This is a genomic window from Streptomyces sp. LUP47B (assembly GCF_001746295.1).
Classification (GTDB): Bacteria; Actinomycetota; Actinomycetes; order Streptomycetales; family Streptomycetaceae; genus Streptomyces.
The window spans coordinates 241219-254749 of sequence record NZ_MJAH01000004.1 but is presented as its reverse complement, the minus strand read 5'-3'; the positions used below and the strand labels follow the sequence as shown (position 1 = coordinate 254749).

Sequence of the window (13531 nt, the reverse complement as noted above, 5' to 3'; positions counted from 1 at the left end):
CGTCTGGTCCCCGGCTGAACCCTGCCGGGGGATGCCGTGTAGTACGGCCCTTCGCGTCCCCTTGTTCAGCCGTCTCTCACTCTTTTCTCAGGTCAGGCGCTCTTGCCGTACCTCACGAGGTGACAGAGGGCCGGAATTTCCCCACTGGCCAGCTTCGGCATCACCTCGGGGAGTTCTTCGAACGCGCTTTCCCCCGTGATGAGGGCGTCGAGCGCCGGATCGGCGAGCAGCTTCAGCGCGAGGGCGAGCCGGTCGCCGTAGCTGCGGTTGCCGCGCGCCGGGGACACGGTGCCGACCTGGCTGCTGCGGATGACGAGCCGCCGGGAGTGGAAGGCCTCGCCGAGCGGGAGGGCGACCTTGCGGTCGCCGTACCAGCTCAGTTCGAGGACCGTGCCCTCGGCGCGGAGAAGTTCCAGGGAGCGGGCGAGGCCCTGTTCGGTGGCGCTGGCGTGGACGACCAGGTCGCAGCCGCCGAGGGCGTCCGCGGGGGTCGCGAAGCCGACGCCGAGGGCCTCGGCGGTCTTGGCGCGGGCGGGGTCGGCGTCCACCAACTGGACCCGGACGCCCGGAAAGCGGGCCAGCAGCGCGGCGACCGAACTGCCGACCATGCCGCCGCCGACCACCGCGATCCGGTCGCCGACCAGGGGGGCCGCATCCCAGAGGGCGTTCACTGCGGTCTCGACGGTGCCGGCGAGGACGGCTCGTGCGGCGGGCACGTCGTCCGGTACGACCGTCACGGCGCTCGCGGGAACTACGTACCGCGTCTGATGCGGGTACAGACAGAAGACGGTCCTGCCCTTCACCGCGGCGGGCCCCTCCTCCACCACTCCGACGCTGAGGTAGCCGTACTTCACCGGCCCCGGGAAGTCGCCCTCCTGGAACGGTGCCCGCATGGCCGCGTACTGGCTCTCGGGCACTCCGCCGCGGAACACGAGTGTCTCCGTGCCCCTGCTGACTCCTGAGTACAGCGAGCGGACCAGCACCTCGTCCTCACGCGGGGCCGGAAGCGGTTCCTCCCGTATCTCGCCCTCACCCGGAGAGCGGAGCCAGAAGGCGCGTGCGGCGCCCTTCATCGAGAACCTCCTGAACGATCGGGAACCCGGGCACGTACCTCGTCACGTACCGAGATGTGCACAGGCCGCGCACAGTACGCGGCCTTGATCGACTCTGTCATCTGGCCGGAGGAATGTGCGGTGGCCCTGAACAACACTTACGAAGCAAGGCTGGTCCAGCAGGAGACCGCTGTGGGAGCGGGTCTGCAGATCCTGTTGCTGGCCCTGCTCGGCACGGCGATCGGCATGGGGCCCGCGGGCTGGCTGACCGGCCTCGCCTTCGCCGTCGCCACCTGGGCCGTGCTCTCCAGGGCACTGCACCGCACCCGCCCTCGCTCCTTCGGACCGGCCAACCGGGTGACCCTCGGCCGGGCGACCCTCGTCGGCGGAGTGACCGCGCTGGTCGCGGACTCCTTCCAGGACTCCCCGCCGGTGACGCTGTTCGTGGGTCTGACCGCGGTGGCGCTGATCCTCGACGGTGTCGACGGCAAGGTCGCCCGTGCGACGGGCACCTCGACCCCGCTGGGCGCGCGGTTCGACATGGAGGTGGACGCGTTCCTGATCCTGGTGCTCAGTGTGTACGTCTCGATGTCGCAGGGTCCGTGGGTCCTGCTGATCGGCGGCATGCGCTACGGCTTCGTCGCCGCGGCCCGCGTCTGGAACTGGCTGAACGCGCCCCTGCCGTCGAGCATGGCCCGCAAGACGGTGGCCGCGCTGCAGGGAATCCTGCTGCTGGTGGCGGCGTCCGGATACCTCCCGCACACCGCGACCTTCGGGGTCGTGGCCGTCGCGCTGGGGACGCTGGTCTGGTCGTTCGGCCGGGATGTCCTGTGGCTGTGGCGCACGCACCGGGCGGACCAGGCGGCGGTGGGCGAGCTGCTGCAGCTGGAGTTCGCGGCGGTGGAGCGGGAGCCGGAGGCTGTGGCCTCCTGAGGTCCTGCCGGCTCGAGGGTCACCCTCTGAGCGGCACCCGGTACACCGTCGACTCCCGCTGGTGGAATCCCTGCCGCTCGTACAGCCGGTTGGCCGCCGCCCGGTCCGGGCGGGAGGTCAGATCGACGGTACGGGCGCCGGCCTCCCGGGCGAGCCGGATGGCCTCCCGGATCAGCAGTCCGGCGATGCCCTGACCGCGTGCCTCGTGGTCGACGATCACGTCCTCGATACGGGCCCGCAGTCCGGCTGGCGCGGGGAACATGACCAGGGTGAGGGTGCCGATCACCGACCCGGCCGACGACCTGGCGATCAGCATGGTGTTGGCGTCACAGGCCAGGATGCGGTCGAGCGCCGCGAGGTCGAGGGCCTCGGCCGTCGAGGACAGCTGCGGCAGCATCCGCCCGAAGGCGTCGACAAGCTCCTGATCCGCCTCCCGGGCGATCTCCACCCGGATGTCCTGAGTCTCCATGGAGCGGACTCTATCGCCGAGAACTCCGCGTCACGCCGGATCGAGCGACCGCGGCGACAGAGCCGTCCGGCGGATTCCTGACCGGGCGCACGTGAACGGTCCGCTGTGGACCTGCCTGCCCCTTCTACGGTTTCCAGACCCGGGAACTGTGCCCCGACGGTCCCCGGTCCGGGACGGCCGCGCGCCGCCGACCAGACGCTGCCGCTCAACACCAGAACCGGCACCCACGGAACGGCGAGCCCACCCGGCACCGAACGGCCCCGGCCCTGCGACAGGGCCCTACCGCCACGGCAACAACCCGACCCCGCGACCGGTCCTCCCTCCGTGTCGGCGCCGACACCCGCCCATCGGCCGACCCGACCAGAGCCAGACCGCCTCGGCCCACCCGTACAGGCCCTACCGCCACGGCAACAACCCGACCCCGCGACCGCCACCAGCCACGCCACGCTGACCGACCAGTCCTCCGTCCGCGGCGGGCCCGGCACTCCCAGAACGGCGAGCCCGCCCGGCACCGGACCACCCCACCCCTGCCACAGGGCGATACCGCCGCGGCAACAGCCCAGTCCCCGCGACCGGCACCGTGCCCAGGCCGGTCCTCCCTCCGTGGCGGGGCCGACACCCGCCCAACGGCCGACCCGACCAGAGCCGAACCGCCTCGGCCCACCCGTACAGGCCCTACCGCCACGGCAACAACCCGACCCCGCGACCGGCACCAGCCACGCCACAGTGACCGACCAGTCCTCCGTCCGCGGCGGGCCCGGCACTCCCAGAACGGCGAGCCCAACCGGAAACGGACCGCCCTCCCCTCCCGCAGACTCCTGCCGCCGCGGCAGCCCTCCGATCGCCACGACCGGCACCACTGCCGGCACCAGCCACTGCACCATGACCGGGCGGCCCTCGGCCCGATGCGAGAACGGCACGGTGACGAACCCGACCGCCCCACCCCTCCCGCAGGATCCCTACCGCCGCGGCAGCACCCCGATCGCCGCCACCGGTACGGCCGCGAGCATCAGCCACGGCAGCGCGGTCGGCAGTCCGCCGTCCAGTAGGGAGCCGGTGACCGAGCTGCCGAGCAGGACGATCAGGCCGGAGACCGAGGACAGGGCTCCGGTGTAGAGGCCGAGTCGGCCCTCCTCGGCGAGGTCCGGGACCCACGCCCGGGCCACGGGGGCGACGAGCATCTGCCCGAAGGTGAGCAGGACGACGAACCCGGCGGAGGGCAACAAGCCCGCCGGACCGGTCCAGTCGGCGGGACGGGACGCGGCGACGACCGCGAACCCCGCGCCGATCAGCAGCAGTCCGGCCACCATGGAGCGGCGCAACGACAGCCTGGAGCCGACCCAGCGGGTGACGGGGAGCTGCGCGGCCACCACCAGCAGCGAGGACAGCGCGAACAGCCAGGCCAGCGCGGACTGCGAACCGGTCGCGCGCTCCACCTCGTCGGGGAGGGCGAGGTACAGCTGGTTGTACGCGAGCAGATAGGCACCGTACGCGCAGCACAGCGCCAGGAAGCGGCGGTTGCGGACCAGCGCCCCCAACCCCCCTTCCAGCCGCACCCGTTGTCGCCCCGGGATGCGCTGCGGCAACATCCACGCGTGCCCGGCGAGGACGAGCACGAAGACCCCGGCACCCGCCAGACACACCGTCCGGAAGTCCACCGACAGCAACAGCGCGCCGAGCAACGGCCCGACGAACGCCCCGGCCTGCCCGGCCACGGTGAACAGCGCGAGCACTCGGGTGCGTTGACCGCCCGCTTCCTCGTGGACGACGGCCTGGCGGGCGACCTCGGACTCCACCGCAGGCGAGAACAGGGCGGCCGCGAACCCGATGAGCAGGACGGCCCCGATGACCGCCCCGGTCCGTTCGGCGTACCCCAGCCAGGCGAACCCGGCGATCCGCAGCACACATCCGGCCAGCACGACCGGCCGGATCCCGTACCGGTCGGCGAGCGCCCCGCCCACCACGAACAGCCCCTGCTGACTGAAGGTCCGCAGTCCCAGCACGAACCCGACCAGCCAGCCCGCCATGCCGACGGCCTGTCCCAGGTGCACGGACAGAAACGGCAGCACGGCGAAGAAACCGACGTTGAAGGCGAGTTGGGTGAGGATCAGCAGTCGTAGCAGCGGGGAGAGCCGGACCGACTTCCGCGGATCGACTGGCGTGGACGTCATCCGGCCTCCACCCGTGCGTGCCGTCGCGGCCACCGCACCCCGCCCGCCGAACTCACCGCCAGCGCGCCCAGCAGGGCGAGGGCCGCGGCGGGCGCGAGGACGGCCCAGGGCGCGCGTTCGGCGTAGGGCTGGTTCTCGGCGAGGAGCAGGCCCCACTCCGGGGAGGGCGGCTGGGTGCCCAGGCCGAGGAAGCCGAGGGAGGCCAGGGCCAGGGCGACACCGGGCAGGCGCAGCAGGGCGTGCCGGGTGACGGGCGGCAGGATCGCGGGCAGCACTTCGTGTCGCAGCAGGTACCAGCGGCTCGCGCCCAGACCTCGGGTGGCCGTCAGATGCAGGGTGGCGTGCTCCTGCCGGAGCAGCGAGGACGTGTGCGCGGCGAGCGCCGCCCAGGAGACGGTGGCCACGGCGATCACGGGCGTGGCGGGGCCGCTCCCGGCGACGGCGGTCACGAGCAGCGCGGCGAGCACCGGCGGTACGGCGTTGACGGTGTCGACGAGCGGCCCGGACAGCCGGGGCAGCAGTCCGAGCAGAACGCCGACGACCAGCGCGCTGACGCTGACGGCGAGGGCCACCAGCAGGGTGTCGAGGGCACCGTGGCCAACCCGGGCGAGCAGGTCCCGGCCGAGCGCGTCGGTGCCGAACGGGTGTGCCCAGGAAGGGGATTGGAGGCGGGCGCCGGCGTCCAGGGCGAGCGGGTCGCGGAGCAGACCGAGCGCGCTGACGGCGATCAGGAGGCCGCCGTACACGAGAGGCAGGGCGCTGTGGTCGGACCGTCGCGGCCGGTGCAGGGAGCCCAGGGCGCCGTCGCGCAGGGCGGGGCCGGTCAGGCGGCGGACGGCGAGTGCCGCCAGGCCGGTGGCGGTGCCGGCGAGGAGCAGGAGGGCGAGGGTGCCGGCCTGCAGTACGGGCAGGTCCTGTGCGAGGGCGGCCTGCAGAGTGGTGCGACCGAGGCCGGGGATGTCGTAGATCTGCTCCACCGCGACGGAACCGGCCGTGAGGCCCACGACGAACAGGCCGAGGTTGGGCAGCAGGGCGGGGACGCAGCGGCGGACCGCCTTGGCGGCGATGGTTCGGCCGGGCAGTCCGCGGGCCTCCGCGGCCAACGCCCAGGGTTCGGCGAAGGCGCCGGGCAGCAGGTCGTCGAGGAGGCGCCCGAGCACGGCCCCGGCGGGCAGGCCTAGGGCGAGGGCGGGCAGGATCGTCCACTGGGGGCCGTACCAGCCGAGGGCGGGCAGCCAGCCGAGTTGTACGCCGACGACGGTGGCCAGCACGGAGGCGGTGAGGAACTCGGGCAGCGCGGCGAGCGTCGCCGAGGCACCGCCCCCGGCCCGTCGTCCGTCGAGGCGTCGGTGCGCGCCGAGCCACAGCGTGCGGGCGCACACCAGGGCAGCGGTGGCGGCGGCGACCGCGAGCGCCACGGTGACCAGCAGCAGGGACACCCCGAGTGCCTCCGCGACGGTCGGGGTGACCTGTGTGCCGTTCAGCCAGGACCGGCCCGCGTCCCCGCGGGGCAGCCCGCCGAGCCATTGGCCGAGCAGGTGCAAGGGGCCTTGATCCAGGGCGAGTTGGGTCCGGATGTCAGCCAGTACCCGCGGTGTCGGGTCGCGGTCCGCCGAGCGGGCCTTGAGCACGGTGAGCGCCGGGTCGGTGCGGGACAGCCAGGGCAGCAGGCCGATCCCGCACACCAGGGCCGCCGCGAGCAGGACCCGCCACAGCAGGGTGGACGTGCGGTGCCGCATGGATCAGCGTCGCGTTCCGGTGCCGACGAGGGTCCGCTCGTACGGGTCGAGGAGCACGCCCCGCACATCGGTGGCGACGCCGGCGAGGATCCCCTGGTGGGCCAGCGGGACCACGGCGTCGGTGCCGAGGATCGCCGCTTCGGCGCGCATGGCCGCGTCCTGCCGCCCGCCGGTGTCGGCCACGGCGACGGCCTCGGCGACCGCCCGGTCGGCCTTCTTGTCGCACAGGCGGGCGAGGTTGTAGCCGCCGTCGCAGGTGTAGTCGCTCGCGAGGACGCCGACGGGGTCGCCGGTGTCGACGAGGCTGTTGCGGGCACCGATGAACGCGTCGAACTTCCCGTCGAGCGCGTCCCTTTCGAGCCGTGAGTACTCGCGCACCTCAAGGGTGACCTTGAACCCGGCTTTCTGCAGCTGCTGTTGGAGGACCTGGGCGATCTCGGGGAGCTCGGGCCGGTTGTCGTAGGTGGCGAGGGTGACGGCGGTGCCGTTCGGCTTGGCAGCCCTCGCGCGTCCGGTGGGCTGTACGCGCTTGCCCTCGGCCCAGCTCACGGCCGGTCCGTAGATGCCGGCGCCGGGATCGGCGTACCCCTCGAAGACGCCCTTGACGACGGCGGAGCTGTCGACGGCCTCGCGGGCGGCGGCCCGCAGCTTCGGATCCTTGAAGGGGCCGGACCGGGTGTTGAGCTGCAGGCTTGTGGTGCGGGTGGTCGCGGTCTCCTCGAGGGTGGCCCTGTCGAGGGTGGCGGCCTGGGCGACGGGGATCGCCTCGGCGATGTCGACCTGGCCGGTGCGCACGGCGTTGGCGCGGGCGGTGCCGTCGGCGATGAAGCGGGCGTCGATGCCGGAGGCCTGGGCGCGGCCGCCCCAGTAGTCGTCGAAGCGGTCGAGGGAGGCGGAGGTGGAGCCGTTGACCTGGGTGAGTTCGAAGGGTCCGGTCGCGGTGCCGACCGGGTCGGCGCCGCCGTCCTTTGCGTAGGCCTTCGCGGCGAACACGGCGAGGCTGGGGCTGGACAGCCTGAGCGGCAGGACGGGGTCGGAGGCCTTCGTCGTGATGCGTACGGCGTCCCCCGCCGCCTTCGCCGTGAGGGTGACGCCGGACAGGGCGGCCGGGGCGGGCCTGGCCTCGGTGGCGTGGGTGAGGGCGGCGGCGACCGCGGCCGGGGTGACCTCGGAACCGTCCTGGAAGGTGGCCTCGCGCAGGGTGAACAGCCAGGAGCGGTCGTTCTCGCGGCGCCAGGACTCGGCGAGCGCGGGAGCGGCGGCGCCGTTGGCGTCGAGGGCGGTCAGGCCCTCGGTGACGCCGAGGCGGCTGAGGAGGGTGGCGTCGGCACCGTACGGCGAGAGGTTCTCGGCGGGCGGGAAGGCGAGGGCGACGCGGAGGCGGGAGCCGTCGCCTCCCTGGGCGCCGCCTTCGGAGCCTTGGGAGGCGAAGCAGGCGGTGAGGACGGGGGCGAGCAGCAGGGAGCCAAGCAGGTGACGGTGTCGCATGGTTGGCCTATCGCCCCATCGGTATCTCGAAGTGGACGACGCTGCTCGCGCCGCCCGTGGTCTCGCGTTCGTCGTGCACGACCTTGCCGATCGTCCGCCAGAAGGGTTCGGCGCCCGGGACCGCCGGGTCGGTGTGCAGATACACCGAGCGGTAGCCGCCGTCGGCGGCCGCGAAGGCGAGCAGTTGGTCGACCAGGCGGCGGGCGAGGCCGCGCCTTCGGTGCTCGGGGCGGACGTAGATCCGGCGCAGCTGGGCGGTCTCGCCGGAGGGGTAGCGCTCGGCCAGCTCGCGCGGGTTCGGCGGGTGGGCGGGGCCGCGGGAGTCGAGGGCGGCGGTGGCCACGACGGTCCCGTCCTCCGGGCCGAGGGCGACGAGGAGGGTGTGGCGGGCCGGGACGAGATAGGCGGCGGCCGGGTCGATGATGTCGCCGTGCCAGCGGGGCACGTACCCGGTCCTGAAGTCGCGGTAGACGGTGTCGAGCATCACGGCTCGCGCACCGTCGAGGTCGTCCGGGCTCGCGGCCCTGATGCCGTAGTCACGCACTTGCACATCATATGCATTAAGTCTTCCGGCTTGATCGCGGGGCGATTTGACAGTGATCGAATGGACGCCGTAAACCTAGCAACATGACATCCATTTTCAAAAAGAGGGGGCGGTAGTGCGCATCGCCTTCGTCGGCAAGGGCGGCAGCGGCAAGACCACGCTGTCGGCGCTCTTCTCCCGCCATCTGGCCCGTTCGGGCGCACCGGTGCTGGCCGTGGACGGCGACATCAACCAGCATCTCGCCGAGGCGCTGGGCCACGACGGCGACGACCTCGACGCTCCTCCGCTGGGCGCGCACGTGGCCGACATCAAGGACTACCTGCGCGGCAGCAACCCGCGCGTCACCTCCCGCGAGGCAATGGTCAAGACGACCCCGCCGGGCCGCGGTTCACGTCTGCTTCGGCTGCTGGGCGATGACGAACTGCACGCCAGACATGTCCGGCGGGTGGGTGACGTCCCGCTGATGGTGACGGGCGAGTTCGACGAGAGCGACCTGGGCGTTGCCTGCTACCACTCCAAGCTGGGCGGGGTGGAGCTGTACCTGAACCACCTGGTCGACGGTCCCGGCGAGTACGTCGTCGTCGACATGACGGCCGGCGCGGACGCCTTCGCCTCGGGCCTGTTCACCCGCTTCGACGTGACCTTCCTGGTGGCCGAGCCCACCCGCAAGGGCGTCTCGGTCTACCGCCAGTACCGGGACCACGCACGGGAGTTCGGGATCCGTATCGCCGTGATCGGCAACAAGGTGACCGGCGAGGACGACCTGCTTTTCCTCAAGGAGCACGTCGGCGAGGACCTGTTGACCCACCTGGTCCACTCGTCGTGGGTACGTGCCGCGGAACAGGGCCGGGACGAAGGCGACTTGGGTGGCCTTGGTGGCCTGGAGCCGCACAACCGGCACGCCCTGACGATCCTGCGCGAGGCCGTCGACTCCCACCCGCGCGACTGGTCGGCGCTCCACCGCCACGCGGTCGAGTTCCACCTGCGCAACGCCCGCTCCTGGGCGAACGAGGCGACCGGCCTCGACCTGACGGCCCAGGTGGACCCGGATTTCGTACCGGGCCCGGCCTCCCTCGCCTGATCCGCTCCTTTCAGTTCACGACAACAGGACAGGAACCCCTCACATGTCTCTCGACGTCTCCCCGAAGCTCCTCGCCGAAGCCGAACAGGGCGTTGTCCGCGAGGAGGACTTCGTGGCCACGGTCCGCACGTCCCTCCCCTACGCCTACGACCTGATCGCCTCCCTGGCCACCGAACTGCGCGACGGCGCGGTGGAGTTCACCGACAACCAGACCCCTCCCCCGTCCGAGCGGGAACGAGGCCAGCTGTTGCGCGCCCTCGCCAGCGACGCCATCCGCGGCAGCCTGGAACGCCACTTCGGCGTGGCCCTTGCCTTCCAGAACTGCCACCGGGTGGCGGCCTTCCGCCCCGAGTCGCTCACGGGCGAGACGTACGCGCGCTTCACGTCGGTACGGTCACAGGTGCTGAACCAGTCGCCGGAGTTCAGGGACTGCTGAACCGGCCCCGGCGGGGGGTGTGGCCCTCCCTTACGCGGGAGGGCCACACGCTTGTCACCGCCGGGCCACCGCCACCGCCTCGGAGGGAGCCGGCGCATACCCCGTCGGCCGGGCCGTGAAGGTGCCGCGGCCCTGGGTTCGACTGCGCAGCCTCGTCGCGTAGCCGAAGAGTTCGGCCAGCGGCACGGTTGCCGTGACGACCGCCGCGCCGCCGCGCGTGACCGAGCCCGAGACCCGGCCGCGGCGGGCGGCGAGGTCGCCGAGCACCGCGCCGACGGCGTCTTCGGGCACGGTGACCGTGACCTCGACGACCGGTTCCAGGAGGACCATCGCGCAGGCGCGCAGGGCCTCTCGGAGGCCGAACCGGCCCGCCGTGCGGAAGGCCGTGTCCGAGGAGTCCTTCACATGGGTCGAACCGTCGGCGAGCGTGACGCGCAGCCCGGTCACCGGGTGCCCGCCGAGAGGGCCCTCGGCAAGGGCGTCCCGGCAGCCGGCCTCGACCGCACGGACGTACTCCTGCGGGACCCGCCCGCCGACGACGGCCGAGCGGAACTCGAAACCCTCCGCCGACGGCTCCACGTCGAGCACGACATGCGCGAACTGTCCTGCTCCGCCGTCCTGTTTGACGTGCCGGAAGACCAGCCCGGACACCCCGCGTCCGACCGTCTCGCGGTAACTCACCCTCGGACGGCCGACGTTGAGCGTGAGGCCGTGCTCGCGCCGGACCTTCTCCACAGCGACCTCCAGATGCAGTTCACCCATGCCCGAGAGCAGTGTCTGACCGGTCTCGGCGTCCGTGCGGACGCCGAGCGACGGGTCCTCCTCGGCGAGTCGGGCGAGCGCCGAGGCCAACCGGTCGGTGTCGACGGACCGCTCCGCCTCGACCGCCACCGACACGACCGGTTCGGCCACGCCGGGCGGTTCGAGCACGAGCGGGGCGTCCGGCGCGCACAGCGTCGAGCCGGCGCGGGCCGACTTCAGCCCGACGACGGCGACGATGTCGCCGGCGACCGCCCTCTCCAACTGGGCGTGCCGGTCGGCCTGTACGCGCAGGATCCGTCCGATGCGCTCGGTGCGCCGCGCGCCGGCGTCCCACACGGTGGCTCCCTTCTCGATCGTTCCCGAGTACACGCGTACGTACGTCAGCCGCCCCGTCGGGGTGGCGTTCACCTTGAACACCAGCGCCGCGAAGGGCTCCGCCGGGTCGCAGGGCCGCTCGTCGCCGTTCTCGCCGCGTACGGCGGGCACGTCGAGCGGCGACGGCAGATACGCCACGACAGCGTCCAGCAGCGGTTCGACGCCGCGGTTGCGGTAGGCCGAGCCGCACAGGACGACCACGCCGTCGCCGCTGTGGGTGAGGTCCCGCAGGGCGGCGATGAGGGTGTCGGCGGAGAGGGTCTCCCGGTCGCAGAACTCCTCCAGGGCAGCCGGGTGGCGTTCGGCGACCGCTTCCTCCAGGAGCCGACGTCGCCGTAGGGCCTCCTCACGCAGACCGTCGGGCACGGGCCCCTCGTCGAGGGCGGTGGTGTCGTCCGCCCAGGTCAGTGCCCGCATCCTCAGCAGATCGACGACTCCGGTGAAGCCGTCCTCGCTGCCGATGGGCAACTGCACGACCAGCGGGGCCGGATGCAGCCGCTGCCGGATCGACTCGACGGCCGTGTCCAGGTCGGCGCCCGCGCGGTCCAGTTTGTTGACGAACGCGATCCTGGGCACACCGTGCCGGTCCGCCTGACGCCACACCGACTCGCTCTGCGGCTCCACGCCCGCGACCGCGTCGAACACCGCGACCGCGCCGTCCAGCACCCGGAGCGAGCGCTCCACCTCGTCGGCGAAGTCGACGTGTCCCGGGGTGTCGATCAGGTTGAGGCGATGCCCGTCCCACGCGCAGCTGACGGCCGCCGCGAAGATGGTGATCCCGCGGTCCCGCTCCTGGGGGTCGAAGTCGGTGACGGTGGTGCCGTCGTGGACCTCGCCGCGCTTGTGCGTGGTTCCGGTGGCGAACAGGATCCGCTCGGTGACAGTGGTCTTGCCGGCGTCGACGTGGGCGAGGATGCCGAGGTTGCGGACGACGGCGAGCGGGTTGAGGTTGTTGGTGCGCACGGCCCATGGCCTTTCGGATGCGGTGATGACAGGGCTGCGCAATGGCCCGTACGACGACATGACGGCACGTCACATGGGCGTGCTACGGCGGTGCTCGACCGTTCAGACAGTCGTCACGGGCATCCGGCGCCGGCCGCGCAGCGGGCACCGGAGGGTCGGGGACACGAGGATCACGTCGTACGACGTCCGGGGAACGGCGACAGCTGTGCGCACGCACATGGCCGTACTCCCCTCACTCGTCGTTCCCGGTCATGGCGAGTGTAGGGAGCCGGCCGGGTCGGCGCACGGGGTTTTCCGCGGTCAGCGGCTCAGCCCCTGGAGGCCGTCGTAGGCGGACATGACGAGGTCCAACCCCCGGGTGTCCGCGGCGGGTTCACGCATCTGGTTGGTCGCGTACGCCACCACCATGCGGGCGTCCGGGTCGATCATGACGAGGGAACCGCCCCAGCCGCCCCAGCCGAAGGTGTTGCCGAAGAGGCCGTAGCCCAGGCCGTACCGCTGGGTCATGCCGATCACACGGTCCTCGCCGGCGAACTGCTCCTCCCGGGCCCGCCGGGCGCCTGCGGCCGACAGCAGCCGTACGCCCCGGACCGTGCCTTCGCAGGCGAGCGCGGACTGGACGAGCGCGATGGAACGGGCGTTGCCGAACCCACTGGCGGCGGGGATCTGGGCGCGCCGCCACGCCACGCTGTTGCCGTCCCGGACGCGCAGGGCGGTCCCGGCGGAGGGTGTCGCGTCGGGGCCGGGGGTGGCGGCCCCCGCGGTGTAGTCCTCGTCCCGTCCGGGCGGCGGGACCGTGAGGGCGACGCGGTGATCGTGTTCGGCGGAGAGTCCGATGTGGAAATCGGCTCCGAGCGGCCCGGTCACCTCCTGGGCCAGGAACTCGCCGACGGTACGGCCGGTGATCCGGCGCAGGACCTCGCCGACCAGGAACCCCTGAGTCAGCGAGTGGTAGCCGGCCGCGGTGCCCGGCTCCCAGAGCAGCGGCTGGGCGGCGAGCCGGGCGGTGGCGGCCGGCCAGTCGTAGAGCTCCTCGACCGGGCCCTCCCAGTGGGGCAGTCCCGCGGTGTGCGAGAGCAGATGCCGTACCAGCACCTTCTCCTTGCCTGCGGCGGCGAACTCCGGCCAGTACCGGGCGACCGGGGCGTCCAGGTCGAGATCGCCGCGGTCGGCGAGGATCAGCCCACACAGCGCCGTCATCGTCTTGGTCGTGGAGAAGACGTTGGTGATCGTGTCCCGCTCCCACGGGGCCGTCCGAGCGGCGTCGGCGTGGCCGGCCCAGACGTCCACCACCGGTTCACCGTCCACGAAGACGGCCACGGATCCTCCGACATCGCCCTCCGCCAGCAGCTCTGCCAGCTTGTTGGGGACCGCGGAGAACAGATCGTCGTACGTGCCCTGGATGTCGGCCATGAAAGGTATTGGGCCCGTCCGAACTCGGCACGGTCAACCGAATTTGCGCGCCGACCAGGGATATCGATCACACGTACGGAAAGGATCTGTTCTGGGAGTCGGTAC

11 protein-coding genes are annotated in these 13531 nt (G+C 72.4%); 3 read left to right on the top strand and 8 right to left on the bottom strand.

Annotated features, from left to right (window positions below):
- Window positions 1–92: 92 nt before the first annotated feature.
- On the bottom strand, window positions 93–1073 hold the full coding sequence (locus BFN33_RS14710; RefSeq protein WP_069760470.1) for a zinc-binding alcohol dehydrogenase: 981 nt from the start codon (window positions 1071–1073) through the stop codon (window positions 93–95).
- Window positions 1074–1193: 120 nt separating this feature from the next.
- Here BFN33_RS14710 and BFN33_RS14705 point away from each other — a divergent pair, with 120 nt between their 5' ends.
- A complete protein-coding gene (locus tag BFN33_RS14705) occupies window positions 1194–1985 on the top strand; it encodes a CDP-alcohol phosphatidyltransferase family protein (protein WP_069760739.1) in 792 nt (263 codons plus the stop codon).
- A 19-nt stretch (window positions 1986–2004) separates the two neighbouring features.
- On the opposite strand, the gene BFN33_RS14700 is transcribed toward BFN33_RS14705, so the two are convergent.
- The 5 genes from BFN33_RS14700 to BFN33_RS14680 all read right to left on the bottom strand — a co-directional run bounded on the left by BFN33_RS14700 (window position 2005) and on the right by BFN33_RS14680 (window position 8396).
- Entirely contained in the window at window positions 2005–2454 is a 450-nt protein-coding gene (locus BFN33_RS14700; protein WP_069760469.1) for an N-acetyltransferase, read from the bottom strand.
- 959 nt (window positions 2455–3413) lie between these two features.
- Window positions 3414–4625: an MFS transporter gene (locus BFN33_RS14695; RefSeq protein ID WP_069760468.1), complete on the bottom strand. Its 1212-nt coding sequence runs from the start codon at window positions 4623–4625 to the stop codon at window positions 3414–3416.
- Window positions 4622–6364 (bottom strand): ABC transporter permease subunit, encoded by a 1743-nt coding sequence (locus BFN33_RS14690; protein WP_069760467.1) that lies wholly within the window; start codon window positions 6362–6364, stop codon window positions 4622–4624. Before BFN33_RS14690 ends, BFN33_RS14695 begins: the two co-directional genes overlap by 4 nt.
- 3 nt (window positions 6365–6367) lie before the next feature.
- Window positions 6368–7852, bottom strand: a complete 1485-nt coding sequence (locus tag BFN33_RS14685; RefSeq protein WP_069760466.1) for an ABC transporter substrate-binding protein — start codon at window positions 7850–7852, stop codon at window positions 6368–6370.
- A gap of 7 nt (window positions 7853–7859) precedes the next feature.
- Window positions 7860–8396 (bottom strand): GNAT family N-acetyltransferase, encoded by a 537-nt coding sequence (locus BFN33_RS14680; protein ID WP_079140828.1) that lies wholly within the window; start codon window positions 8394–8396, stop codon window positions 7860–7862.
- A gap of 115 nt (window positions 8397–8511) precedes the next feature.
- Between BFN33_RS14680 and BFN33_RS14675 the strand changes: the two genes are divergently transcribed.
- Together BFN33_RS14675 and BFN33_RS14670 are read left to right on the top strand one after the other, a co-directional pair.
- Entirely contained in the window at window positions 8512–9477 is a 966-nt protein-coding gene (locus BFN33_RS14675) for an ATP-binding protein (RefSeq protein WP_069760464.1), read from the top strand.
- Window positions 9478–9520: 43 nt separating this feature from the next.
- Window positions 9521–9913 carry an SCO5389 family protein gene (locus BFN33_RS14670; protein ID WP_069760463.1) on the top strand — a complete coding sequence of 131 codons (393 nt, stop codon included), beginning with the start codon at window positions 9521–9523 and terminating at the stop codon, window positions 9911–9913.
- Between the two features lie 54 nt (window positions 9914–9967).
- Here the strand turns inward: BFN33_RS14670 and fusA are convergent, their stop codons facing one another.
- Together fusA and BFN33_RS14660 are read right to left on the bottom strand one after the other, a co-directional pair.
- Window positions 9968–12013: an elongation factor G gene (gene fusA, locus BFN33_RS14665; protein ID WP_069760462.1), complete on the bottom strand. Its 2046-nt coding sequence runs from the start codon at window positions 12011–12013 to the stop codon at window positions 9968–9970.
- A gap of 300 nt (window positions 12014–12313) precedes the next feature.
- The gene (locus tag BFN33_RS14660; RefSeq protein ID WP_069760461.1) at window positions 12314–13426 is read right to left on the bottom strand and encodes a serine hydrolase; all 1113 of its coding nucleotides are present in this window, start codon (window positions 13424–13426) and stop codon (window positions 12314–12316) included.
- Window positions 13427–13531 lie beyond the last annotated feature (105 nt).

Coding starts and splice junctions, on each gene's coding strand:
- BFN33_RS14670 (WP_069760463.1), top strand. CDS start 9,521: ATGTCTCTCGACGTCTCCCCGAAGCTCCTCGCCGAAGCCGAACAGGGC.
- BFN33_RS14685 (WP_069760466.1), bottom strand. CDS start 7,852: ATGCGACACCGTCACCTGCTTGGCTCCCTGCTGCTCGCCCCCGTCCTC.
- BFN33_RS14695 (WP_069760468.1), bottom strand. CDS start 4,625: ATGACGTCCACGCCAGTCGATCCGCGGAAGTCGGTCCGGCTCTCCCCG.
- BFN33_RS14700 (WP_069760469.1), bottom strand. CDS start 2,454: ATGGAGACTCAGGACATCCGGGTGGAGATCGCCCGGGAGGCGGATCAG.
- BFN33_RS14660 (WP_069760461.1), bottom strand. CDS start 13,426: ATGGCCGACATCCAGGGCACGTACGACGATCTGTTCTCCGCGGTCCCC.
- BFN33_RS14690 (WP_069760467.1), bottom strand. CDS start 6,364: ATGCGGCACCGCACGTCCACCCTGCTGTGGCGGGTCCTGCTCGCGGCG.
- BFN33_RS14710 (WP_069760470.1), bottom strand. CDS start 1,073: ATGAAGGGCGCCGCACGCGCCTTCTGGCTCCGCTCTCCGGGTGAGGGC.